Source organism: Microbispora sp. ATCC PTA-5024 (assembly GCF_000511135.2).
GTDB lineage: Bacteria > Actinomycetota > Actinomycetes > Streptosporangiales > Streptosporangiaceae > Microbispora > Microbispora corallina.
The window spans coordinates 113,219-135,121 of the sequence record NZ_KI866528.1 but is presented as its reverse complement, the minus strand read 5'-3'; the positions used below and the strand labels follow the sequence as shown (position 1 = coordinate 135,121).

The window sequence follows — 21,903 nt, the reverse complement described above, 5'->3', positions numbered from 1 at the left end:
GGTCATGACCGCGGCCAGCGCGGCGCCGGCCGCGACGGCCGCGGCGGCCGCGCCCGTCAGGCGGCGTAAGACGGCACGGGGATGGTGGCGCATGCGTTTCCTCCTCAGACCGCGGTACGGAGCGGTCCCCCCGCCGCCGCGTCGATGAGGGGGAGCCCGGCATGCGGACCCGGCGGTACGGCTCGTGCGCGGACAGCGCGTGTGGGTATGGCGGCTCAGAGCGTGTCGGAGATTTCCAGAGTCTGGCAAGCAATTCGCGGCCGTTTATCAGGAAGATGAAACGCCTCTGTAATGCGTCCGTCAAGAGGACGTCTCCAGGCGGCCCGGCACGGCCACGCAGGCATGGACGACCCGGCTCGCCCACCCGGCACCACCGGGCTCTCCACGTCGCTTGCGCCTGCCGTTGTCAAGGGTGACGAAAATTTGCAGCAAAAATTGAGCTGCAATCACGGAGCAGTTCGGTTATTGCGGAGAGATGTCCTTGAGGTTACGGTCCCAGGTACATCGATCCCATCGCTCTCCGGGCCTGTTCCCCCCGCAGCGCTGAAAGTGAGCAGCAGATGTCCATCCCCCGTCCACCGCGCGGGCCGCTAGCCCGCGTTCTCGTGGCGAGCGCCGCGCTGGCCGCGGCCGGTGTCGCCGCCGTCGTCCAGGCCGGTCCCGCCTCCGCGGCCGCGACCGGCGGCGTCGGCGCCTCCCTCCCGTACGTGGAGGTGCAGGCGGAGAACTCGACCACCAACGGCACCGTCATCGGCCCGAGCGCCGTCTACGGGACGCTGCCCGCCGAGGCGTCCTACCGCAAGGCGGTGACGCTGCAGGGAGGCGGCAAGTACGTCGAGTTCATCACGCCCACGGCGACCAACTCGATCGTCTTCCGGTACAGCATCCCGGACAGCTCCGGCGGATCCGTCTACACGACCCAGCTGTCGCTGTACGTCAACGGGACCAAGCAGAGCAACTTCACCCTCACCAACGCCTACAGCTGGTACTACGGCGGCTACCCGTTCACCAACTCGCCGGGCGGGAACCCGCACCACTTCTACGACGAGGCGCACCGGCTGTTCTCCACGACCTACCCGGCGGGGACGAAGTTCCGGCTGCAGGTCGACCCCGAGGACACCGCCTCGTCGTACACCATCGACCTCGCCGACTTCGAGAACGTCGGCGGCGCGCTGTCACAGCCGGCCGGCTCGGTGTCCATCGCCAACTACGGCGCCGACGCGTCCGGCTCGGCCGACTCGACCGCCGCGTTCACCTCGGCCATCAGCGCCGCCGGCGCGGGCGGCACAGTGTGGATCCCGCCGGGGACGTACCGGGTGCCCGGCCACATCATGGTCAACAACGTGACCATCCGGGGCGCCGGCATGTGGCGCTCCACGGTCACCGGCGCCGCCCCCGGCTTCTACGGCAACAACGCGCCGAACGGCAGCGGCGGCGTCCACCTGGCCGACTTCGCCATCTTCGGCGACGTCCAGGAGCGCAACGACGGCGCGCAGGTCAACGGCATCGGCGGCGCCATGAGCAACTCGACCGTCGACCGCCTGTGGATCGAGCACGAGAAGGTCGGCGCCTGGATGGACGGGCCGTTCGACAACCTCGTGTTCAGCGGCATGCGGATCCGCAACACCACCGCGGACGGCGTCAACTTCCACGGCGGCGTCACGAACTCGAAGGTGACCAACAGCGACCTGCGCAACCTCGGCGACGACGGGCTCGCCACCTGGTCGGACCAGGCGATCGGCGCGGACGCCGGCAACTCGTTCGACCACAACACCGTGCAGTACCCGATCCTCGCCAACGGCATCGCCATCTACGGCGGCCACGACAACGTCGTCGCCGACAACCGGGTCATCGACTCGGGCCTGACCCAGGGCGGCGGCATCCACGTCGCGCAGCGTTTCGCCTCCACCCCGCTGGGCCGCACCGACGTGCTGCGCAACACGCTGATCCGCGACGGCAGCCTCGACCCCAACTGGAACTTCGGGGTCGGCGCGCTCTGGTTCGACGCACGCGACGCGGCGATGAGCGGCCTGACCAACGTGGACAACATCCTGATCCAGCAGAGCCCGTTCGAGGCCGTCCAGTTCGTCTCGGGCTCCGGCATCACCAACGTGAAGATCAACAACGCGACCATCCAGAACACCGGCACCTGGGTCGTCCAGGAGCAGGTCGGCGGGTCGGCCACCATCTCCAACAGCACGGCGACCGGCACCCAGGCCCCGGCGCCGGTCTACAACTGCGGCGTCGGCTTCACGCTGACCGACGGCGGCGGCAACTCCGGCATGACCGGCCCCACGGCCTGCCAGAACATCACCACCCCCGCGTTCCCGCCGTACCTGCCGGACAACGGCTCGCAGCTGTCGATCAGCCCGAGCACGCTCGGCTTCGGCACTGTGGCCACCGGCTCGTCGAGCGCTGCCCAGGCGGTCACGGTGACCAACACCGGCAGCTCCGCGGCGCCGGTCGCCTCGATCACCGCCTCCGGCGACTTCGGCCAGACCAACACCTGCGGCGGCAGCATCGCCGCCGGCGCCTCGTGCACGGTCAACGTCACGTTCACGCCGACCGCGTCCGGATCCCGGTCCGGCACGCTCACCATCACCGCGTCCGGCGTCACGAGCACGGTCGCGCTGTCGGGCACGGGAGTGGCTCCCGGGCCGATCCTCACCCCGAACCCGACGAGCCTGTCCTTCCCCGGGACCGTCGTCGGCAGCTCCTCCGCCACCCAGACCGTGACCGTGACGAACACCGGGACGACCGGGGCGACCGTCTCCGAGGTCTCGGCGAGCGGCGACTTCAGCCAGACCAACACCTGCGGCACCTTGGCGGTGAACGCGTCGTGCACGGTGACGGTACGGTTCACCCCGACCGCCTCGGGCACGCGCACCGGCGCGGTCACGATCACCGGCAACGCCAACAACAGCCCGGCCACGATCTCCCTGTCGGGCAGCGGCGTCGGCAGCACCACCAACATCGCGCGTGGCCGACCGGCCACGGCGAGCAGCCAGGTGAACGGGACGCAGAGTGCGGCCACGGCCACCGACGGCGACGCGAACACCTACTGGGAGAGCGCCAACAACGCCTTCCCGCAGTGGCTCCAGGTCGACCTGGGCGCGCAGTACGGCATCGGCAAGGTGACGCTGAAGCTGCCGCCGTCCTCGGCCTGGGGCACCCGCACCCAGACCCTGTCGGTGCAGACGTCGACGGACGGCACCACCTTCAGCACGGCCGTCGGCTCGGCGAACTACACGTTCACCTCGCCGTCCAACGTCGTCTCCATCACGGTCCCGGGGACGAACGCCCGGTACGTCCGGCTCAACATCACCGCCAACACCGGCTGGCCGGCGGGCCAGGTGTCGGAGTTCGAGGTGTACCCGAGCGGCGGCTCGTCCGGCTCGGCCACCCTGAGCGCCAACCCCACCTTGCTGACCTTCGCGAGCCAGGCGCTCACCACCACGAGCGCGGCCAAGACGGTCACGGTCACCAACACGGGTGACGCCTCCGGCTCGATCTCGGGCGTCACGGTCTCGGGCGACTTCGCCCAGACCAACACCTGCGGCACTCTCACGGCCGGCGCGTCCTGCACCGTCAGCGTCACCTTCCGGCCGACCGCCTCCGGCACCCGCACCGGCACGCTGACCGTCACCGGCAACGCGTCGAACAGCCCGGTGACGGTCGCCCTGACCGGGACCGGCGCCGGCGGGACGAGCACCAACCTGGCGGCGGGCAAGCCCACCGGCGAGTCGAGCCACACGCAGACCTACGGGTCGGGCAACGTGACGGACTCCGACCAGAACACCTACTGGGAGAGCGCCAACAACGCCTTCCCGCAGTGGGTCCAGGTCGACCTCGGCTCGGCCCAGAGCGCCGGCAGGATCGTCCTGCAGCTCCCCGCGTCCTGGGAGGCGCGCAAGGAGACGCTGACGGTCCAGGGGAGCACGGACGGGACGAGCTTCACCACAATCGTGGGCTCCACCGCCTACTCCTTCGACCCGGCCGGCGGCAACACGGTGACCATCACGTTCCCCGCGACGACCCAGCGGTACTTCCGGCTCACCGTCACGGCGAACACCGGCTGGCCCGCCGGGCAGATCTCGGGCTTCCAGGTCTGGAACAGCTAGCGATCGACCGGTGACCGGTCCGGGCGGCCGGGCGCGTCTCGCGCCCGGCCGCCCGCGTCGTTCTCCTCGCGGGCGGCCGCCCGACGCCAGGTCATGGTGCCCAAGCGCGGACGGGCGACCGGCCGCGGTCGCGGGTGCGGCCGCGGGTGCGGCCGCGGGTGAGGGCGGGGGTGAGGCGGGGGTGAGGGCGGGGTCCTAGGGGCCGCTCACGCCGAGGGCCTCGGCCTCCTCCTCCTCGATCCGCTGGTTCCACTCCCGCTTGGAGGACTGCCAGCCGTCCTCGTCCCGGCCGCGCCGCCAGTAGCCGGAGATCGACAGCCGCTCCATCGGCAGGCCGCGCTCCACGCGCAGATACCGCCGCAGCTCCTTGACGAAGGTCGCCTCCCCGTGGACGAAGGCGTGCACGACGCCCTCGGGGAAGTCGAGCCCCCGCACCGCCCGGACGAGCGCCTCGCCCACCTGCCCGCCGCCGCGGTGCAGCCACACGATCTCCGCACTGCCCGCGGTCGGCAGCTTCTGCTCCTCCTCGGGGCCCTCCACCTCCACGAAGACGTGGGCCGGCGCCCCGGCCGGGAGCCGTTCCAGCGCCGCGCCGATCGCGGGCAGCGCGCTCTCGTCCCCGGCGAGCAGGTGCCAGTCCGCCTCGGCGCTCGGCGCGTAGGCGCCCCCCGGCCCCATGAAGCGGATCACGTCGCCCGGCCGCGCCCGCAGCGCCCACGGCCCGGCCAGCCCCTCGTCGCCGTGGTAGACGAAGTCGACGGCCAGTTCCAGCGCCGCCGGGTCCCAGGACCGCACGGTGTAGGTCCGCGTCCTCGGCCACTGGTCGCGCGGCAGCTCGGCGCGGATCACCCCCATGTCGAACGGCTCGGGGTAGTCCACCCCCGGCACCGGGAACAGCAGCTTCACGTAGTGGTCGGTGAACTCCCCCGCGCCGAACCCGGCGAGCCCCTCACCGCCCAGCACCACGCGGATCATGTGCGGGGTCAGCCGCTCGGTGCGCAGCACCACGCCGGTCGTCGTGGGGCGCGTGCGCCGTACCGGTTCGGTCGTCGCCATACGGTTTCCCTTCATCGTCTTGTTAGGTAAGCCTAACTAATTCGGGCAACCGGCGGACGCGGACCATTCCGAGCGCTTGCGGCCCGGATTGTTACATCTGCTCCAAATGTTCCCCTTGTACCATCTGAAGCGCGGGGCCGGCGGCCCCGCCGTGCGGACCCGCTCCCACCCCCGGGAGCGGGCACCCGTCACCCGTCCGTCGGGAACCATCATGAACGAGACCACCCCGTCGCCGGACCTGCCGCAGCGGGACACCGCCAGGCGATGCGCGACGCTCGAGTCCGGCCGGCGTTGCGTCCTGCCGTCAGGCCACGACTGCCCGCACGTCTACGCCCCGGTGCCGCCTCCGCGACGCGACGAGCCGCCGGGCCCGCCCGGAAGCCGGGAGATCACCTGAAGCGGCGCAGGCGCAGGCTGTTGCTGACGACGAAGACGCTGGAGAACGCCATGGCCGCCCCGGCGATCATGGGGTTGAGCAGCCCGAGCGCCGCCAGCGGCAGCGCCGCCACGTTGTAGGCGAACGCCCAGAACAGATTGCCCTTGATGGTGCGCAGAGTCCGGCGCGACAGCCGGATCGCGTCGGCGGCCACCCGAAGGTCGCCCCGGACCAGGGTCAGGTCGGCCGCCTCGATCGCCACGTCGGCGCCGGTGCCCATCGCGAGCCCGAGGTCGGCCTGGGCCAGCGCCGCGGCGTCGTTCACACCGTCGCCCACCATGGCGACCGTCCTGCCCTCGGCCTGAAGGCGCTTGACCTCCTCGACCTTGTCGCCGGGCAGCACCTCGGCGATCACGGTCGCGATGCCCACCTCGGCGGCGACCGCCCGCGCGACGGCCTCGTTGTCCCCGGTGAGCAGGACCGGCGTCAGGCCGAGCCCGCGGAACCGGTCGACGGCCTCGGCGCTGGTCGGCTTGACGGTGTCGGCCACCGTCAGGACCGCGCGGGCGGCGCCGTCCCACCCCACCGCCACCGCCGTGCGACCGGCCGCCTGCGCCTCGTCAACGGCCTGTTCGAGGTCCCCAGGCAGCCGCTGCGACCACTCGGCGAGCAGCGCCGGCCGTCCCACGAGGACGGCGTGGCCGTCCACGACGCCCCGCACGCCCCGGCCCTCGACGTTCGCGAAGTCCTCCGGCGTGGGCAGCATGCCCACGCGCTCGGCGGCGCCGCGGGCGATCGCCTGCGCGATCGGGTGCTCGGAGGCGTGCTCCAGGCCGCCGGCCAGGCGGAGGGCCTCCTCCTCGGCCGTGCCCTCGGCGACGCGCACCTCGACCAGGCTCATCTCCCCCCGGGTCACCGTGCCGGTCTTGTCGAGCACGATCGTGTCGACGCGGCGGGTCGACTCCAGGACCTCCGGACCCCTGATCAGGATGCCGAGCTGGGCGCCGCGGCCTGTGCCGACCAGCAGCGCGGTCGGCGTGGCCAGCCCCAGCGCGCAGGGGCAGGCGATGATCAGCACCGCCACCGCGGCCGTGAAGGCGGCGCCGGCGCCTTCACCCGTGCCCAGCCAGAACCCCAGCGTCGCCGCCGACAGCGCGATGACGATCGGGACGAAGACTCCCGAGATGCGGTCGGCCAGCCGCTGCACCTGGGCCTTGCCGGTCTGGGCCTCCTCCACCAGCCGCGCCATCTGGGCGAGCTGGGTGTCGGCCCCTACACGGGTCGCCCGCACCACCAGCCGGCCGCCGGCGTTCACGGTGGCTCCGGTCACCGCGTCGCCGGGCCGCACCTCGACCGGGACCGACTCCCCCGTGAGCATCGAGGCGTCGACCGCCGAGCCGCCCTCCTCGATCACGCCGTCCGTGGCGATCTTCTCCCCGGGCCGTACGACGAAGCGGTCGCCCACCTTCAGCTCGCCGGCGGGCACGCGAACCTGCCGGCCGTCGCGGAGCACCGTGACGTCCTTGGCGCCCAGCTCCAGCAGGGCGCGCAGGGCGGCGCCCGCCCGGCGCTTGGACCGGGCCTCGAAGTAGCGTCCGGCCAGGATGAACGCGGTCACCCCGGCGGCCGCCTCCAGGTAGATGTTCCCGGAGCCGTCGCCCCGCGACATGGTCAGGTCGAACCCGTGGGTCATGCCGGGCATGCCCGCGGTGCCGAAGAACAGCGCCCACACCGACCAGCCGAGGGCCGCGATCGTGCCGAGCGACACCAGGGTGTCCATGGTCGCCGCGCCGTGGCGCAGGTTGGTCCAGGCGGCCCGGTGGAAGGGCAGGCCGCCGTACACCACGACCGGGGCGGCGAGGGTGAGCGACAGCCACTGCCAGTAGGTGAACTGCAGGACGGGGATCATCGCCATCGCCACGACCGGAACGGCGAGCGCGACGGAGACGTATAAGCGAGTGCGCAGGGAGCCGAGCTCGTCGTCCGCGTCCCGCGGCCCCGTGCCGGGCTCGGGCGCGGGAGGCTCGGGAAGCCTCGCCCCGTACCCGGCCTTCTCCACCTCGGCGACGAGGACGTGCGGGTCCAGCCCCTCGGGGAAGGTCACCTTCGCCTTCTCCGTGGCGTAGTTGACCGTGGCGGACACGCCCTCCAGCCTGTTGAGCTTGCGCTCGATCCGGTTGGCGCAGGACGCGCAGGTCATTCCACTGATCGAGAGCTCGACGCCGGCGGTCGCGGTGGGCCGCCTGTCATCGGTGACGGAGGTCATCGCCTCTCCTCTCGGCAAGCTGCTCGTCCCCGGCGGGGGACGCTCTCGCGGGCGTCGCGGCCGGCGAGACCGCCGACGTCCACCGAGGGTACGCGGCGTGGCCGCCCTCTTTCCCCCGTGACGGACGTCACGGGGCCGCCGCGGTTCCCCCAGGTCATATCGTCGACTATACCCCTCCACCGTATTGGCGGCCGCCGGGGGCCCCAGACTGGGGGCCGGATTCACCCCTGCCCGGTCCGGACCAGCTCGGCGTGGTGATGGACGATGAGCCAGCCCTGCGCCGAGCGCCGCAGCACGTCGGTGACCCGGGTCTCCTCGGGGGCGCCCCCGACGGCCGGGACCGCGACCAGCACGTAGCGGGCCACGGCGGTGTCGTCCCACACGTCCACCCGCATGTCGCGGGCCGCGAGCGACGCCAGGGCGGGCCGGGCCCCGGCCGCGTCGCGCTGCGCCCGGTAGGCGTCGAGGTCGGCGCGGTCGCGCAGCGGGCCCGGCAGGTGCGTCTCCCACGTGGTCACCTCGGGGTGCAGGTGGGCGTCGAAACGGCGGCGGTCGCCGGCGAGGAAGGCGTCGTACATGTCCTCGATGCCCGCCGCGACCGCGCCGGCCGCGTCCTGTCCCGTCATGCCGCCTCGATTCCGGCCCGGTCGTCGCGGACGATCCGGCCGCCCGCCATCACCCAGCGCACGCCCCGGAACGCCGAGGTGTCCGCGAGGGGGTCGCCGTCCATCGCGATCAGGTCGGCGAACTTGCCGGGTTCGACGCTGCCGAGATCGGCCTCCGCGCCGAGCCACCGGATCGGGCCGAGCGTGCCGGCGTACAGGGCGCGCGCCGGGCCGAGGCCGGCCCCGGACATGTGCTCCAGCTCCCGCACCGAGGCGTTGGTGCCCTCGAACCCCCAGAACGGGGGCATGTCGCTGCCGAGCAGCACCTCCACGCCGGCGGCGAGGGCCATGGCGTAGCTCTCCAGGTGCCGGGGGCCCGCCCCGAGTGAGCGCCGCTGCATCCACTCCGGCACGCCGAGCTCGTCGAAGAACTCCTTGCAGCGGGTGACGAGCAGGGTCGGCACCAGGGCGGTCCCCCGTTCCGCCATCAGCGCCGCGACCTCCGGGGTGAGCTGGTAGCCGTGCTCGACGCAGTCCAGCCCCAGCCCGACCGCCTCGGCGATCACCGGCGCGGGCCCGGCGTGCGCGGTGACCTTGCGGCCCCAGGCGTGCGCCGTCTCGATCACGGCGGCCAGCTCGTCGCCGAAGAGCTGCCGCGTGTGGATCGCCTCGTGCTCGCCGGCGATGCCCCCGGAGATCATCACCTTGATCAGGTCGGCTCCGGCCCTGACCTGGCTGCGCACTCCGCGGCGGAAGCCGTCGACGCCGTCGCACTCCAGGGTGTCCGTGCCCTCGTGCCCGTGGCCGCCGGTGCAGACGAGGGCCCGGCCGGCGGTGAAGATCCGCGGGCCGGTCACCCGTCCCGACGTGATCGCGCGGCGCAGCGCGAAGTCGGCGTGGTCCTTCTCCGCGACGCACCGGACGGTGGTCACCCCGCACAGCAGCGTGCGCCGGGCGCCGTCGGCCATGTAGAGGGCGAGCTCGTGCGCGCCCATCCCCTTGACGGCGTCGCCGCCCTGGCCCGGCAGTGACAGGGACAGGTGGGTGTGCATGTTCACCAGCCCCGGGGTCACGTACGCGCCGGCCAGGTCGACCCGCCGGAACTCGCCGGCCGCTCCCGCCGCCGCTAGCACCTCGGCGGCGGGCCCGACCGCGGCGATGCGCTCCCCGCGCACCCACACGGCGGCGCCGGGCATGGGGCCGACGCCGTCCAGGACCCGGCCGTCGACCACCGTGCAGCCGGTCAGCACGATCCCGGGCGGTTCCGCGTGAGCCGCGGCGTTCATGAGATCCACTCCTGTCCGTAGAGTTCCCGGGCCGCCCCGGCCCGGGCGCGGCCCTCGGCGAGGCCGCGCCGCACCGCGGTCGCGACCCCGGGGTCGCCGTGCCCGCCGGTCATCCCGGCACCGCGGCCAGGGCCGGCAGGACCTCCGTGCCGAGCACGTCGACCGCCTGCCGCACGTCCGGGCCGAGGGGCGGCCCGAACGACAGGTGGGTGGCGCCCATCTCGCGCAGCGACCGGCACCGCTCGACCACCTGCGCCACGCTGCCCGTGACGCCCAGCGCCAGCATCCTGTCGTCGACCAGCCTGGCGGCGGCGTCCAGGCCCTCGCCCTCCAGCGCCGCCGTCACCGGGGCGAAGTCCTCGATCGCGAGCCCGGCCCTGGTCAGCAGGTACGGCGCGAAGGACGGCCCGTAGTAGGCGATCTTCGCCGCCAGGGCGAGCCGCGCCTCCTCGGCGTCGTCGGCCACCGACACCCAGAAGCAGGCGGGGATGTCGATCTCGTCCGGCGACCGCCCGGCGTCCTCGGCTCCCCGGAGGACCTGCGCCCTGGCGTCCGCGAAGTGCTCCGGCGGGTAGAGCAGCGGCAGCGCGCCGTCCGCCAGCCTCCCCGCCATCTCCAGCATCTTCGGGCTCATGCCCCCGACGTACACGGGCACCGGCGCGGCCGGCGGGACGCGCAGCTCCGCCGACGGCCCGAACCACTCCGGCAGCTCCCCCCGCACGTCGCGGGCGCCCAGCAAGGCCCGGGCCGCCGTCACCGCCTCCGCCGTCCTCGTGAGGGGGCGCGGCCGTTCGATCCCCGCCCACGCGAGGAACTCGGCGGAGCCGGCCGCGAGGCCGAGCAGGAACCGGCCGCCGGTCGCCTCCTGCATGGTCGCCGCCATCATGGCGATCTCGGCGACGTGGACCGAGTACGGGTTCATGATCCCGACGCCGAGCCTGATCCGCTCCGTCTTCGCCGCGAGCACCCCGAGGAGCACCGGGGCCGACCGCAGGAACAGGTCGTTGGACACCCAGAGCTGGTCGAAGCCGTGCCGCTCCGCCCGCTGGGCCAGATCGACGAGGGTCGCGACGTCGAGATCGTTGTTCACCCGCAGGGAGTACGTCATCGGCGGACCGCCTGCGCGTCGACCTCGACCTCGACGAGGAAGTCGGGACCGATCAGCGAGCCGACCACGTACGTGCTGTTGGCCGGCGCCACGTCGCCGAACACCTCGGCGTGGGCGCGCGACGCCTCCCGCCAGTCGGCCGCCGGCGCCAGCAGCAGGCGGGTGCGCACCACCGACGTGCGGGCGCCGCCCAGCTCCTCGACGGCCGCCACGGCCCTGCGCAGGCACTCGAGGGTCTGCGCGTAGGTGTCGCCCGGGTGCAGCGCCGAGCCGTCCGGCCCGTGCGCCGTCGTCCCGCTCACCGCGATGCCGTCGCCCTGCCGGGCCGCGCGGGAGTACCCCGCCTGCTCCTCCCACCCCGTCCCGTCGCGGAACCGCGGACCGGGCGGGGGCGTGTCCGCGTCGCCCGGAGAGCCGCCGGCCTCCGGGACGGAGCCCTGCGCCGGGTCGGTGTACTCCTCGATCCGCACGACCCGGCCGTCCCGGACCTCGACGCGCATCATCGCGTCGACCGCGAGCTCCGCGCCCGTGGCCCGCTCGCGGCCGCGGTACACGCACCGCTGCACGTAGCCGTCCGGCAGGGGGTCGACGCGCAGATCGGTGGCGTGGAAGCCGTCGTAGTGCGCGGCGATGCGTCGGACGGCGTCGAGGCTCTCCGCCTTGTCCCGCGCCACGCCGTCGTGGTTGTGCCACACCCGGATGTCCTCCGCGTACAGCCGGTCGAGCCGCGCCACGTCGCCGGAGGCGATGGCGTCGACGAGGTCGTCCGCGAACCGGCGCATGTCGACGGAGGCGTCCGCGAGGGCGTCGGCCCGCCGCAGGTCGCCCGCGTCGTCCAGGAGCTGAAGCCGCTGCACGGCCAGCGGCACGTTGCCGTCGGACCACAGGGCGTCGTGGAAGGCCCGCAGGTCGAAACCGTCGCCCGCGCGCCGGGCGGCGTCGGCGAGCAGCCGCATCACCTGGACCTTTCCCACCTGGTACGAAAGGCCCTGCCCGGGGGTCGCCGCGAAGAAGGCGGCCTCCTCCCTGGCGGTGTCGAGGTCGAGCGGCACGAGGTCGCGGAGCATGCGGGCGGCGCCGTCGATGTCGATCTCGCCGAGCGCGAGCCTGACGTCCACCTCCACCCGGATCGCCCGCAGCCGCATGAAGTTGTAGACGATGGCGCGGGTGAGCGGCGCGTCGTCGAAGAGCCCCGCCTGCAGCACCATCTCCTCGTTGTAGAAGGCGATCCCCTCGTTCGGCACGGAGTCGTAGAACCGCCGGTGCGCCGGGTCGGGGTGCCGCCAGGTGAGCGCGAGCTGCTGGTAGTGCACCCCCTCGTGGATGATGCCGGCCCTCGGGTCGGCCGCGTTCGCGCGGTAGAAGTACGGCAGGCCGGGGCCCGGTGCCGGGACGTAGCTGACGCCGTCCTCGGCCAGCCGGTCCTCGTCGGTGAGGTCGTCGCTCACCCCGAGCCAGCGCAGCGGCTCCAGGTAGGCGGGCCGCGGCAGGTTGCGGTAGTGCCGCAGCGAGGCCGGCTGCGAGAGCAGCCCGCGCTCCTCGTAGAACGCGCGGACGTCGAGCTCGGCGGCCCGCTCCGTCGCGCACTGCTCCTCGGCCGTGGCGGGAGGGGGCGGCCACTCGGGGGGGCCGGACCTCGCCCGTTCGAACAGCTCGAACGCCTCGGCCCGGTCGCGCTCCTGCGCGGCGAGGTTGAGGATCTCCGCGGCCGACCAGGGCAGCAGGGCGACGCGATGCAGGAAGAACCCGAACGCCTCCCGGCCCACGGGACGGTGCGGGGCGAACGTGGGAACGCGGCCGGCAAGCCAGGACCGCCATGCCGCGAGCGCCTGCGAGGCGTCGTCGGCGGCGCTCAGGGCGGCCTCCCGCCAGTCGCCGTCGAGCAGCGGGGCGAGCATCCCGATGGAGGCGCGGAGCTGCTCGGGCGCCTCGGCGCTGTCGCGCAGCGCGAGCTCGGCGAACTCGCGGGTCGCCGTCGCCTCGAGGTTGTCCCGCGCGGTGCCGAGGGTGGCGGGGATCCAGCGCAGCCGCTCGACGACGTCCGCGCTGCGCGCCGCGTCGAAGGGGGCCGGCGACAGCAGGGCGTCGAAGACGTGGCCGACGGTCTGGTCGAGGTAGAACCAGGGGTCGCGCCGCCAGCTCCGCACGATCTCGAGCTCCCAGCGCACCCGGGCCGTCGCCGAGCCGAGCAGCCGCCGGGGCACCTCGACGGCGGGGTCCTCCGACGGCGCCACGGCCGCCAGCCCGCTCTCGACGCCGGCCAGAAAGCGCAGGCCCTCGTTCACGGTGGCGGCGTCCCACGCCGGGCGCCACCCGGCCGGCCGGGTCACGCGCGGGATGTCGTCACGGGTGCGCGGGGTGGTGGCGAGCCGCCAGGTCCAGAACCGCTCGGTCAGATCGGTGAGAACCGACCTGGGATCGGTCATGTCGCGTCCTTCCATAGGGGCCGTGCCGTGGGGATGTGGGTCAGTCGGCCGCAGGCGCCGCCTCCCGCGGCTCCGGCAGCGGGCGCGGCGGCTCGCCGGGGCTCTGCAGGACGCACGCGGCCGACCGGCCGTCCCGCAGGACGGCGAGCGGCGGGTCCTGCCGGGAGCACTCCGGCAGCGCCAGGGGGCAGCGCGGGTGGAACCGGCAGCCGCCGGGCGGCCGCGCCGGGTCGGGGACGTCGCCCGGGAGCTCGACCGGCAGGACGCCGGCCCCGTCGGCCCGCGGGACGGCCGAGATCAGCGCCCGCGTGTAGGGGTGGGCGGGCGAGGACCAGATCTCCCGTGTCGGGCCCACCTCGACGACGCGCCCCAGGTACATGACCGCGGTGCGGTCGGCGATCTGCCGGACGACCGACAGGTCGTGGGAGATGAACACCATGCCCATGTCGAGCTCGCGCACGAGCGCGACGAGCAGGTTGGCGACGGACGCCTGCGCCGAGGCGTCGAGCGCGCTGATGGGCTCGTCGGCGACGATGCAGCGCGGGTCGGTGGCCAGCGTCCTGGCGATCGCGACGCGCTGGCGCTGCCCGCCGCTGAACTCGTGCGGGTACCGCCTCGCGGCGTCCGCCGGCAGCCCGACGCGTTCGAGCAGCTCCCCCGCCCGGCGCGCGGCCTCCGCACGGCCGGTCCCGCCGAGGACGTACCCGTCGCCGACCTGGTCGCCGATCCGCCGCCGCGGGTTGAGCGACGCGTACGGATCCTGGAAGACCATCTGCAGGCCGCGCAGCCCCGGCTCGCGCCGCCGCCTGCCCAGGGGCGTGACGTCGCGGCCGTCGAAACGGACCGCGCCGGCGGCGGCCGGCTGCAGCCCGACGAGCGCGCGCCCGAGCGTCGACTTGCCGCAGCCCGACTCGCCGACGAGCCCGAGGATCTCACCCCGTCCGAGGCTCAGGTCGACCCCGTCGACCGCGCGCAGCGCGGACGCCCCGCGCCTGTGGTACTCGACGGCGACTCCCGTCGCCTCCAGCAGCGTGCTCACGCGGCGCCTCCCAATGGGTCGGGCGGGCAGGCCGACTCGTGCGCCGGTCCGACGAGGGCCGGCACGGGGCGTTCTGTCCGGCACTCCGGTACGGCGAACCCGCAGCGGGGGTGGAAGGGACATCCCTCGGGCACCTCGCCGAGGGGCGGCGGACCGCCCGGGATCGGCCGGAGCGCCGCGGCTCCGCCCTCCGGGTGCGGCAGCGCGTCGAGCAGGCCCTTGGTGTAGGGGTGGCGGGGCCGGGTCAGCACGTCCCGCCTCAAGCCGACCTCCGCCACCCGGCCGCCGTACATCACGCAGATCCGGTCGGCCACGGCCGACATCACGCCGAGATCGTGCGTGATCACGACGACGGCGAGGTCCTGTTCGCGGCGCAGCCTGTCGAGCAGCCGCAGGATGCCCGCCTGGACGGTGACGTCCAGCGCGGTCGTGGGCTCGTCGGCCAGGAGCAGGCGCGGCTCGCAGGCGAGCGCCACGGCGATGGCGATCCGTTGCCGCATGCCGCCGGAGAACTGGGCCGGGTGCGCGCCAAGCGCCCGCTCGGGGTCGGGGATGCGCACCGTGGCGAGCAGCTCGACGGCCCGCTCGCGCGCCTGCGACCTGCTCAGCCCGAGGTGGTGACGCATGTGCTCGGTCAGCTGCGTCTCGATGCTGAGCATCGGGTGCAGGCTCGTCGACGGGTCCTGGGACACCATCGCGATCCGGCGTCCGCGCACCGCCCGCAGCTCCCCGGGGGACATCGCGAGCAGGTCGCGTCCCTCGAACACCGCTCTGCCGCTGGTCCGCGCGGCGTGCGGGAGCAGGCCGAGCAGCGCCATCGCGGTCATCGTCTTGCCGCTGCCGCTCTCTCCGGCGATGCCGAAGATCTCCCCGCTGTCGACCCGGAACGACAGGTCGTCGACGGCCTTGCGCGGGCCCCGCCGGGTGGCGAGCCACACGGTGAGGTTCTCGACTTCCAGGAGCACTCCCATGATCACTCCCTGATGGCGCGCGCGGTGCGCGGGTCGAGGGCGTCCCGCAGGGTGTCGCCCACGAAGTTGAAGGCGAGCACGACCGTGAGGATGGCCAGCCCGGGGAACAGGCCGACCCACCAGCGGTCGAAGTTCGCCGCGCCGGCCGCGACCATGGCGCCCCACTCCGCGGTCGGCGGCTGTGCGCCGAGCCCGAGGAACGACAGGCCGGACAGCAGGAGGACGGCGTTGCCGACGTCGAGCGCGGCCATCACCAGCACCGGCCCGGCGATGTTGGGCCGCAGGTCCACGACCATCGTCCGGAAGGCGGACGACCCGAGCAGGCGGCTCGCCGCGACGTACTCCGAGTTCCTGGCGGACAGCACGAGGCCGCGCACCAGCCGCGCGTACGAGGGCCACGACACCACGACCACCGCGAGGACGGCGTTGCGGAGCTGGGGTCCGAGCGCCGCGGCCACGGCCATCGCCAGGATGATGCCGGGGAAGGCGAACACCAGGTCGGCCAGCCGCATCAGCGCGCCGTCGACCCAGCCGCCGAAGAAGCCCGCGACCGTCCCGACGACGGATCCGAGCACGGCGGCGAGCGCCACCAGCAGGAACGCCAGCGGCAGCGAGACGCGCGAGCCGTAGATCACCCGGCTCAGCACGTCCCGGCCGAGCTCGTCGGTGCCGAACAGGTGCTGCCCGGACGGCTCCAGCAGCTTCGGCGAGAGCTGGTCGAGCGGCCCCTGGGGGGCCAGCAGCGGCGCCAGGACGGCGATCAGCACCCACAGGACGACGAGCGCGCCGCCCACGAGCGCGAGCGGCTGCCGCCACGGCGATCGGGCGGCCCGGTCGCGGCGGGCGGCTCCGGCGGGGGCCGCCGGCACGGATTCGGTCACTGTCACGTCAGTCTGATCCTCGGGTCGATGACCCCGTAGAGGAGGTCGACGAGCAGGTTCATGACGATGTAGACGGCCGCGACGACGACGCTGACGCCCATGATGGCGGGCAGGTCGAGGTTGACGGCGCTGTGGTAGGCGTACTGCCCCAGGCCCGGCCAGGAGAAGATGTTCTCCACGAGGACCGCGCCCGACAGCAGGCTGCCGAAGGCGACGCCGGCCACGGTGATGATGGCCACCATCGCGGGGCGCAGGACGTGCCGCAGGATGACGACCCGCTCGGGCAGGCCCTTGGCCCGGGCCGCGCGGACGTAGTCGTTGCCGAGGATCTCCAGCACGGACGCGCGGGTGAAGCGCATCAGCATGCCCACGGTGTAGACGGCCAGCACGAGCGACGGCAGCACGAGGTGCCGCACCGCCGACCACCAGACGTCCCACTGGCCGCCGAGCGCCGCGTCCACCGTGTAGAAGCCCGTCAGGTGCGGCGGGGCGTTCATGCCGGGGTCGAGGCGGCCGCCGCCCGGCAGCAGCCCGAACTTGAAGAACAGCAGGTAGAAGGCGACGAGCGCGACCCAGAACGTCGGCATCGACACGCCGCCGAGGCTCACCACGCGCAGGACCTGGTCGGGCCAGCGGTCCCGGTTGACGGCGGCGACGACGCCGAGGGCCACGCCGACGAGCAGGGAGAGCACGATCGCGAACAGCGCGAGCTCGATCGTGGCCGGCACGTACTCCGCGAGGTCCTGCGCCACGGCCCGGTGGCTCTGCTGGGACATCCCGAGGTTGCCCTGCAGCAGGTTGCCGAGGTAGGTCAGGTACTGCAGCGGGACCGGCCGGTCGAGGCCGTACTTGGCCCGGAACGCCGCGACGGCGGCGGGGTCGCCGATGGCGCGCTGCCCGAGGTTCGCGGTGGCGGGGTCGCCCGGCACCAGCTGGGTCAGGACGAACGCGACCAGCGTGATCCCTGCGCACAGCAGCACGGCGGCCGCGAGGCGCCGGGCGAGGAACCGCAGCAGCCCCCTTCCGGAGCGGGCCCTCTGGCCCGCTCCGGAGGCGGCGGCGGTCGGGTTAGCCGAGCTCACGGACGTTGACCTGCCACAGAGCGTTGGACTGCAGGTTCTTCAGCGACTTCGCGCCGACGAGGATCTGGGCCGGCTGGATCAGCGGCATGATCGGCCCCGACTCGTTCATCGACTGCTGGATCTGCTTGTACAGCGCGGCCCGCTGCTGGTCGTCGATGGTCGACGCGGCCTGCTCGCCGAGCTTCTCCAGCGCGGCGTCCGCGCCCTTCGCCCAGCCCGCGCGCAGGCCGACGAGCTGGCCCGGCAGGAAGTTGAGGTAGTCGCTCGGGTCGGGGTAGTCGGGACCCCACTCCCACAGGCCGAGCTCCTCCTTGCCGCCGCGGTAGGTGTCCAGCGCGGTCTGCACCGACGCCGGCGCCAGGTTCACCGTGATGCCGACCTCCTTGAGGTTGGCCTGCACCCGCGCCGCGAGGTCGCCGAAGTTGAGCCCGTTGACCTGGATGTCGCTCGGGTAGCTCAGCTTCACGGTGGGGTTCTGCACACCGGACGCGGCCAGCGCCGCCTTGGCCCTGGCGACGTCGCGCACCACCGCGTCGGTGTCCGCGAGCGCGCCGAGGAAGATCGACGGGACGATCCCCGGGGCCTGGACGGCGCCCTGCCCGGCGAGGTCGAGCAGGCCCTTGTAGTCGATCCCGTAGCGGACGGCCTCCTGGAACTTCGCGTTCGAGGAGGTCTTCGAGATGTCCGGGTTGTTGTTCGTGAACAGGAAGAACACGTTCGGCGAGGCGCCGTTCACGACCTGGAGCTGGTCGAGGCCCTTGGCCTGGTCGGGCGACAGGTCCACCGCGATCTGCGACTCGCCCTTGAGGACGTTGAGCCGCTGCACGTTGGCCTGCACGTTGCGCACGACGACCTTGGAGTACGCCGGCTTCGTGCCCCAGTACTTCTCGTTCGCGGTCAGCACGACCTGGGTGGTGGTGCTGAAGCTGCTGAGGGTGTACGGGCCGCTGCCGAGGGACTGCGAGTTGAGGAAGCTCTCCGCGGTGTCGGACTTGTCGGCGCCTTCCGCGTCGGTGGCGCCGTGCTGCTTGGCCACGGCCGAGTTGAGGATCCCGAGCGCGGGGTTGGGCAGGATGAACGGGACGGCGGCGTTCGCCTTCTCGCTGGTGATGACCACGGTGCCCGGGTCCGGGGCGGCGACCGTCAGCCCGTCCATGAGGAACGACGGGTTGCCCTTCAGGTTCTTCACCCGGTTGAGCGAGAAGACGACGTCGGCCGAGGTGACGGGCGAGCCGTCGGAGAACGTGGCGCCGGTGCGGAGCTTGAACGTGAAGGTCTTGCCGTCCGGGGCCGCGGTGTAGGACTCCGCGAGCGCCGGGACCGGCTTCGTCACGTCGCTGCCCTTGAACGTGAGCAGCGTGTCGTAGATGGGCTCGTCGACCATCAGCCCGGTCGGCTCGAACATGCGGCCGGGGTCGGCGGTCTTCAGCTGGAACGCGGTGTCGATTACGAGGGTGCCGCCGCCCGCCTGCGAACTCGTCGAGGTGGGGGTCGAGCCGCCGCCGCACGCGGCGAGCAGGCTCGACAGCGCGATGGCCGCTGTGAGCAAACCGGCAGACCGGATCTTCATGCGGGTCTCCAAGGCCGGACTACGGAGGGAGTTGCAGGGCGGTCGTCCGGGCCGCCGTGAGCAAACGTTTCCACAACTTCCTGCACCGGCCGATGCGGTGTCAAGGGTGTTCCGGCCGGTCGAAAGGTCACGATTCGGCTATGACGCATGACTGGCGGATCACCAGTTGCGCGCCGACGCGGTACTCGGTCGGCGTCTGCCCCGTCGAGCCGGGGTTCGCGGCGATGCGGTCGAGGAGCAGGCTCACCGCCAGGTCGCCCATCCTGGCCGCGTTGTTGTCCATCACCGTGATGGCCGGGTCCCACCACCGCAGCATGTCGGCGTCCTCGTAGCAGAGCACGCTGAGCTCGCCGGGGATGCGCACGCCGCGCTCGCGCAGCGCGGGCAGCAACCCGAAGGCCGCCTCGTGGTTGGTGACCAGCACCGCGGTCGGCCGCCTCCCCTCGGGGAGCGCGAGCATGCGCGCGGCCGCCTCCGCGCCCCAGGCGGGCTCCAGAGGCCCCTGGAAGACCAGGTCGTCGCGGTAGGGGACGCCCGCCTCGTCCAGCGCCAGGCGGTGCCCCGCGAGCCGCTCGTAGCCGGACGTCACCGCCGGCGGCCCGGCCACCACCGCGATCCGCTGATGCGACAGCCCCAGTAGGTAGCGGGTGGCCTCCCGGGCCCCCTCGATGTCGGCGCCCAGCACGCAGTCGCCCGCCGGGCGGCGCGGCCGCCGGGCGAGGTGGATCGCGGGGATGTCCGTCTCCCGCAGCGACTGGACCGCCTCGTCGTCGGACCCGACGACGAGGACCCCGTCCACGTTGTGGTCGCGCAGGGTCTCCACGTACGCGCGCTCCTCGCCGGCGTCGTCGCCGGTGATGCACAGCACGAGGTGGTAGCCGGACGCCTTGAGCCGGTCGTGCACGACCTCCGCGATCACGTGGAGGGACGCGTTGACGAGGTTCGTGATGACCAGCCCGATCAGCCGGGAGTGGTTCGTGCGCAGGCCGCGGGCGAGCGCGTTGGGCCGGTAGCCCAGCTCCTCCGCCACCTGGCGGACCCGTTCCCGGGTGGCCGCGCTCACCCGCCCGGAGCCCGACAGCGCGCGGGAGGCCGTGCTGAGGGAGACCCCGCTCGCCGCGGCGACCTTGCGAAGGTCCACGACCACGCTGCGTCCTCCCAGTTGCGTCGCTGACCCGAGCCGAAGATGCGCAAACGTTCTCACAATTCGCGCCTCCCCGCCAGTTAGCGAAGCGACGGGTGCCCGGAGTGTAGATCCGCACGGGGGACGCCGGGAAGATCGGCGGGGTGTCAGGCGCGGCCGGCGACCACCTCCGGCGGTCCCCCTGCGACGACGTCGTCGGCGCCGAGCGCCAGCCCCACCGCGACGGCGCGCTCGCCGGGTCGCGGCGTCACCAGGCTCACCACGACGACGACCACCAGGTTGACGGCCATGGCGAGCAGTCCCGGCTCCCAGTCGGGCAGGTGGGCGGCCCAGAAGTCCTTCGCGAAGGGGGCGAGCAGGGCGGTGAAACCGGCCACGATGCCGGCCAGCACGCCGATTGCCGTGGTGCGCCGCCACAGGAACGCGAGGAACACCGCGGGCGCGAGCATCCCGATCGCGGAGTACGCGTAGAGCAGGATCGAGACCAGCGACTCGCTGCGGCCGAGCGTCAGCCACACCGCGACCGCGGCGAAGCCGATCATCGACACCTTCGACAGCAGCAGCGCCCGCCGGTCGTCGAGGTCCTTCCGCAGCGGCGCCACGACGTTGCGGGTGAAGAGCGAGCCGCAGGTCAGCAGCAGGACCGACCCGGGGGCGAGGGCGAGCAGGAAGCCGGTACCGGCGACCAGTCCCACGGTCCACGCCGGGTACCGGTCGGTGACGAACTGCAGCAGCGCCGCGTTCGGGTTGCCGCCGCCGGGGGCGGTGCCGGCCGTCAGCGCGGCGAAGCCGAGCAGGATGACGAAGAAGTACGCGAGCGAGTACAGCGGCTGCCAGACGGCGTTGCGCCGGATCGCCCGCCCGCTCCGCGCCGCGTACGAGACCTGGAACAGATGCGGGAACACCCAGTTCCCCAGGGCCACGTTGAGGGCCGAGGTCATGAGCCACACCGGCCCGGTCGGCGACGCGGGGTCGAGCCCTGGCAGCCTGCCTATGCCGGGATGCGCCCGCTCGGCGAGGCGGAACACGTCGGACAGCGACGCGGCCCCCACCTTCGCGGCCACCGTCGCCGACAGCAGGACCACCACCACGACCATGAGGACGTCCTTGACGGCGGCGGCGAACGCCGCCGAGCGGAGACCGGCCAGGTAGACGAAGGCGAGCATGACGAGCGCCGCGACGACGACGGCCGCCGTCGCCGACAGGGTCCCGCCGAGGGCGAGCTGCACGATCAGGCTCAGGCTCACGAGCTGGATCTGCACGTAGACGACCAGGGCGGCGATGCCGACCAGGCCGGCGACCACGCCGAGCCACGGCGCGCCGAAGCGAGCGGTGAAGAAGTCGGCCTGGGTGATCAGGCCGTGCGCGCGGCCGGCGCGCCAGATCTTGGGCATCAGCCAGTAGCCCAGCGCGTAGCTCAGCGAGACCGAGCAGAAGGCCAGGTAGGCGGGGGCGCCGAGGGCCCAGGCGTAGCCGGAGATGCCGAGGACGGCGAACGTCGTGTAGACCTCGCCGGCGTTCATGAACCAGAAGATCAGGGTGCCGAGGCGCCGGCCGCCGACCGCCCATTCGCTGACGCTGGCCGTCCCGCTGGCGCGGCGGCCGTACCCGACGGCCCCGGCCACGGTGCCCAGCACGATCACCAGCACGATGGCGAGTTTCATGCCGGCCCGCCCGCGGTCGTCTCGGTGGCCTCCTCGAACCGGCGCTCCTCGTCGTCGACGCCCGCCGCCCGGTCCAGCCGGACCACGGTCGCGATGACGACGGAGGTGGCGACGATGCCGAGCATCTGCCAGAGCATGGGGAACGGGATCTCCAGTGGCGTCGCCCGCACGTCGTTGACGACCGGCACGAGCGCGACCTGCCAGACGAACGGGATCACGAGCAGCCATCGATGGGCGGTGGACCGGCGTGCCGGGGCTCGCTCGGGGGGAGGGAGCGATGTCATGACTCTCCTGAAGGTGCGAGCGGC

General features: G+C 73.2%; 16 protein-coding genes. 2 read left to right on the top strand and 14 right to left on the bottom strand.

Annotation, left to right across the window (positions count from 1 at the left end; translation table 11 throughout):
- The first annotated feature begins 605 nt into the window (after positions 1-605).
- The gene (locus MPTA5024_RS37560; RefSeq protein WP_198167652.1) at positions 606-4,121 is read left to right on the top strand and encodes a choice-of-anchor D domain-containing protein; all 3,516 of its coding nucleotides are present in this window, start codon (positions 606-608) and stop codon (positions 4,119-4,121) included.
- A gap of 195 nt (positions 4,122-4,316) precedes the next feature.
- Here MPTA5024_RS37560 and MPTA5024_RS37555 read toward each other — a convergent pair whose 3' ends face one another.
- Complete coding sequence (locus MPTA5024_RS37555; RefSeq protein ID WP_198167651.1) at positions 4,317-5,177, bottom strand: siderophore-interacting protein; 861 nt, start codon at positions 5,175-5,177, stop codon at positions 4,317-4,319.
- A 211-nt stretch (positions 5,178-5,388) separates the two neighbouring features.
- Between MPTA5024_RS37555 and MPTA5024_RS41660 the strand changes: the two genes are divergently transcribed.
- Positions 5,389-5,574, top strand: a complete 186-nt coding sequence (locus MPTA5024_RS41660; RefSeq protein ID WP_157099942.1) for a hypothetical protein — start codon at positions 5,389-5,391, stop codon at positions 5,572-5,574.
- On the opposite strand, the gene MPTA5024_RS37545 is transcribed toward MPTA5024_RS41660, so the two are convergent.
- The 13 genes from MPTA5024_RS37545 to MPTA5024_RS37480 form a co-directional block, all read right to left on the bottom strand.
- Positions 5,567-7,819 carry a heavy metal translocating P-type ATPase gene (locus tag MPTA5024_RS37545; RefSeq protein WP_036333225.1) on the bottom strand — a complete coding sequence of 751 codons (2,253 nt, stop codon included), beginning with the start codon at positions 7,817-7,819 and terminating at the stop codon, positions 5,567-5,569. The two genes, MPTA5024_RS41660 and MPTA5024_RS37545, sit on opposite strands and share 8 nt — an antisense overlap.
- Positions 7,820-8,040: 221 nt before the next feature.
- Positions 8,041-8,445: a nuclear transport factor 2 family protein gene (locus MPTA5024_RS37540; RefSeq protein ID WP_036333223.1), complete on the bottom strand. Its 405-nt coding sequence runs from the start codon at positions 8,443-8,445 to the stop codon at positions 8,041-8,043.
- Complete coding sequence (locus tag MPTA5024_RS37535; RefSeq protein ID WP_036333221.1) at positions 8,442-9,710, bottom strand: amidohydrolase family protein; 1,269 nt, start codon at positions 9,708-9,710, stop codon at positions 8,442-8,444. The genes MPTA5024_RS37540 and MPTA5024_RS37535 overlap by 4 nt, the downstream gene beginning before the upstream one ends.
- 109 nt (positions 9,711-9,819) lie before the next feature.
- The gene (locus MPTA5024_RS37530) at positions 9,820-10,818 is read right to left on the bottom strand and encodes an LLM class flavin-dependent oxidoreductase (RefSeq protein WP_036333219.1); all 999 of its coding nucleotides are present in this window, start codon (positions 10,816-10,818) and stop codon (positions 9,820-9,822) included.
- Positions 10,815-13,244: a DUF885 family protein gene (locus tag MPTA5024_RS40465; RefSeq protein ID WP_084370329.1), complete on the bottom strand. Its 2,430-nt coding sequence runs from the start codon at positions 13,242-13,244 to the stop codon at positions 10,815-10,817. The genes MPTA5024_RS37530 and MPTA5024_RS40465 overlap by 4 nt, the downstream gene beginning before the upstream one ends.
- Before the next feature lie 40 nt (positions 13,245-13,284).
- Positions 13,285-14,283, bottom strand: coding sequence for an ABC transporter ATP-binding protein (locus MPTA5024_RS37515; RefSeq protein ID WP_063794868.1), 999 nt, complete (start codon positions 14,281-14,283; stop codon positions 13,285-13,287).
- Positions 14,280-15,254: an ABC transporter ATP-binding protein gene (locus tag MPTA5024_RS37510; protein WP_036333217.1), complete on the bottom strand. Its 975-nt coding sequence runs from the start codon at positions 15,252-15,254 to the stop codon at positions 14,280-14,282. Before MPTA5024_RS37510 ends, MPTA5024_RS37515 begins: the two co-directional genes overlap by 4 nt.
- A gap of 2 nt (positions 15,255-15,256) precedes the next feature.
- A complete protein-coding gene (locus MPTA5024_RS37505; protein ID WP_036333215.1) occupies positions 15,257-16,141 on the bottom strand; it encodes an ABC transporter permease in 885 nt (294 codons plus the stop codon).
- Positions 16,138-17,217, bottom strand: coding sequence for an ABC transporter permease (locus tag MPTA5024_RS37500; protein ID WP_036333213.1), 1,080 nt, complete (start codon positions 17,215-17,217; stop codon positions 16,138-16,140). The genes MPTA5024_RS37505 and MPTA5024_RS37500 overlap by 4 nt, the downstream gene beginning before the upstream one ends.
- On the bottom strand, positions 17,204-18,787 hold the full coding sequence (locus tag MPTA5024_RS37495) for an ABC transporter substrate-binding protein (protein WP_051459162.1): 1,584 nt from the start codon (positions 18,785-18,787) through the stop codon (positions 17,204-17,206). The genes MPTA5024_RS37500 and MPTA5024_RS37495 overlap by 14 nt, the downstream gene beginning before the upstream one ends.
- Before the next feature lie 127 nt (positions 18,788-18,914).
- A complete protein-coding gene (locus MPTA5024_RS37490) occupies positions 18,915-19,934 on the bottom strand; it encodes a LacI family DNA-binding transcriptional regulator (protein WP_036333209.1) in 1,020 nt (339 codons plus the stop codon).
- Positions 19,935-20,077: 143 nt separating this feature from the next.
- Positions 20,078-21,595, bottom strand: coding sequence for a sodium:solute symporter family protein (locus tag MPTA5024_RS37485; protein WP_051459161.1), 1,518 nt, complete (start codon positions 21,593-21,595; stop codon positions 20,078-20,080).
- Positions 21,592-21,879 carry a DUF3311 domain-containing protein gene (locus MPTA5024_RS37480; protein ID WP_051459160.1) on the bottom strand — a complete coding sequence of 96 codons (288 nt, stop codon included), beginning with the start codon at positions 21,877-21,879 and terminating at the stop codon, positions 21,592-21,594. The genes MPTA5024_RS37485 and MPTA5024_RS37480 overlap by 4 nt, the downstream gene beginning before the upstream one ends.
- Between the last annotated feature and the right edge of the window lie 24 nt (positions 21,880-21,903).

What these genes read in the sequence shown, in the direction of transcription:
- MPTA5024_RS37495 (WP_051459162.1), bottom strand. Translation starts at nt 18,787, where the DNA reads ATGAAGATCCGGTCTGCCGGTTTGCTCACAGCGGCCATCGCGCTGTCG.
- MPTA5024_RS37555 (WP_198167651.1), bottom strand. Translation starts at nt 5,177, where the DNA reads ATGGCGACGACCGAACCGGTACGGCGCACGCGCCCCACGACGACCGGC.
- MPTA5024_RS37485 (WP_051459161.1), bottom strand. Translation starts at nt 21,595, where the DNA reads ATGAAACTCGCCATCGTGCTGGTGATCGTGCTGGGCACCGTGGCCGGG.
- MPTA5024_RS37530 (WP_036333219.1), bottom strand. Translation starts at nt 10,818, where the DNA reads ATGACGTACTCCCTGCGGGTGAACAACGATCTCGACGTCGCGACCCTC.
- MPTA5024_RS37510 (WP_036333217.1), bottom strand. Translation starts at nt 15,254, where the DNA reads ATGGGAGTGCTCCTGGAAGTCGAGAACCTCACCGTGTGGCTCGCCACC.
- MPTA5024_RS37480 (WP_051459160.1), bottom strand. Translation starts at nt 21,879, where the DNA reads ATGACATCGCTCCCTCCCCCCGAGCGAGCCCCGGCACGCCGGTCCACC.
- MPTA5024_RS40465 (WP_084370329.1), bottom strand. Translation starts at nt 13,244, where the DNA reads ATGACCGATCCCAGGTCGGTTCTCACCGATCTGACCGAGCGGTTCTGG.
- MPTA5024_RS37545 (WP_036333225.1), bottom strand. Translation starts at nt 7,819, where the DNA reads ATGACCTCCGTCACCGATGACAGGCGGCCCACCGCGACCGCCGGCGTC.
- MPTA5024_RS41660 (WP_157099942.1), top strand. Translation starts at nt 5,389, where the DNA reads ATGAACGAGACCACCCCGTCGCCGGACCTGCCGCAGCGGGACACCGCC.
- MPTA5024_RS37535 (WP_036333221.1), bottom strand. Translation starts at nt 9,710, where the DNA reads ATGAACGCCGCGGCTCACGCGGAACCGCCCGGGATCGTGCTGACCGGC.
- MPTA5024_RS37540 (WP_036333223.1), bottom strand. Translation starts at nt 8,445, where the DNA reads ATGACGGGACAGGACGCGGCCGGCGCGGTCGCGGCGGGCATCGAGGAC.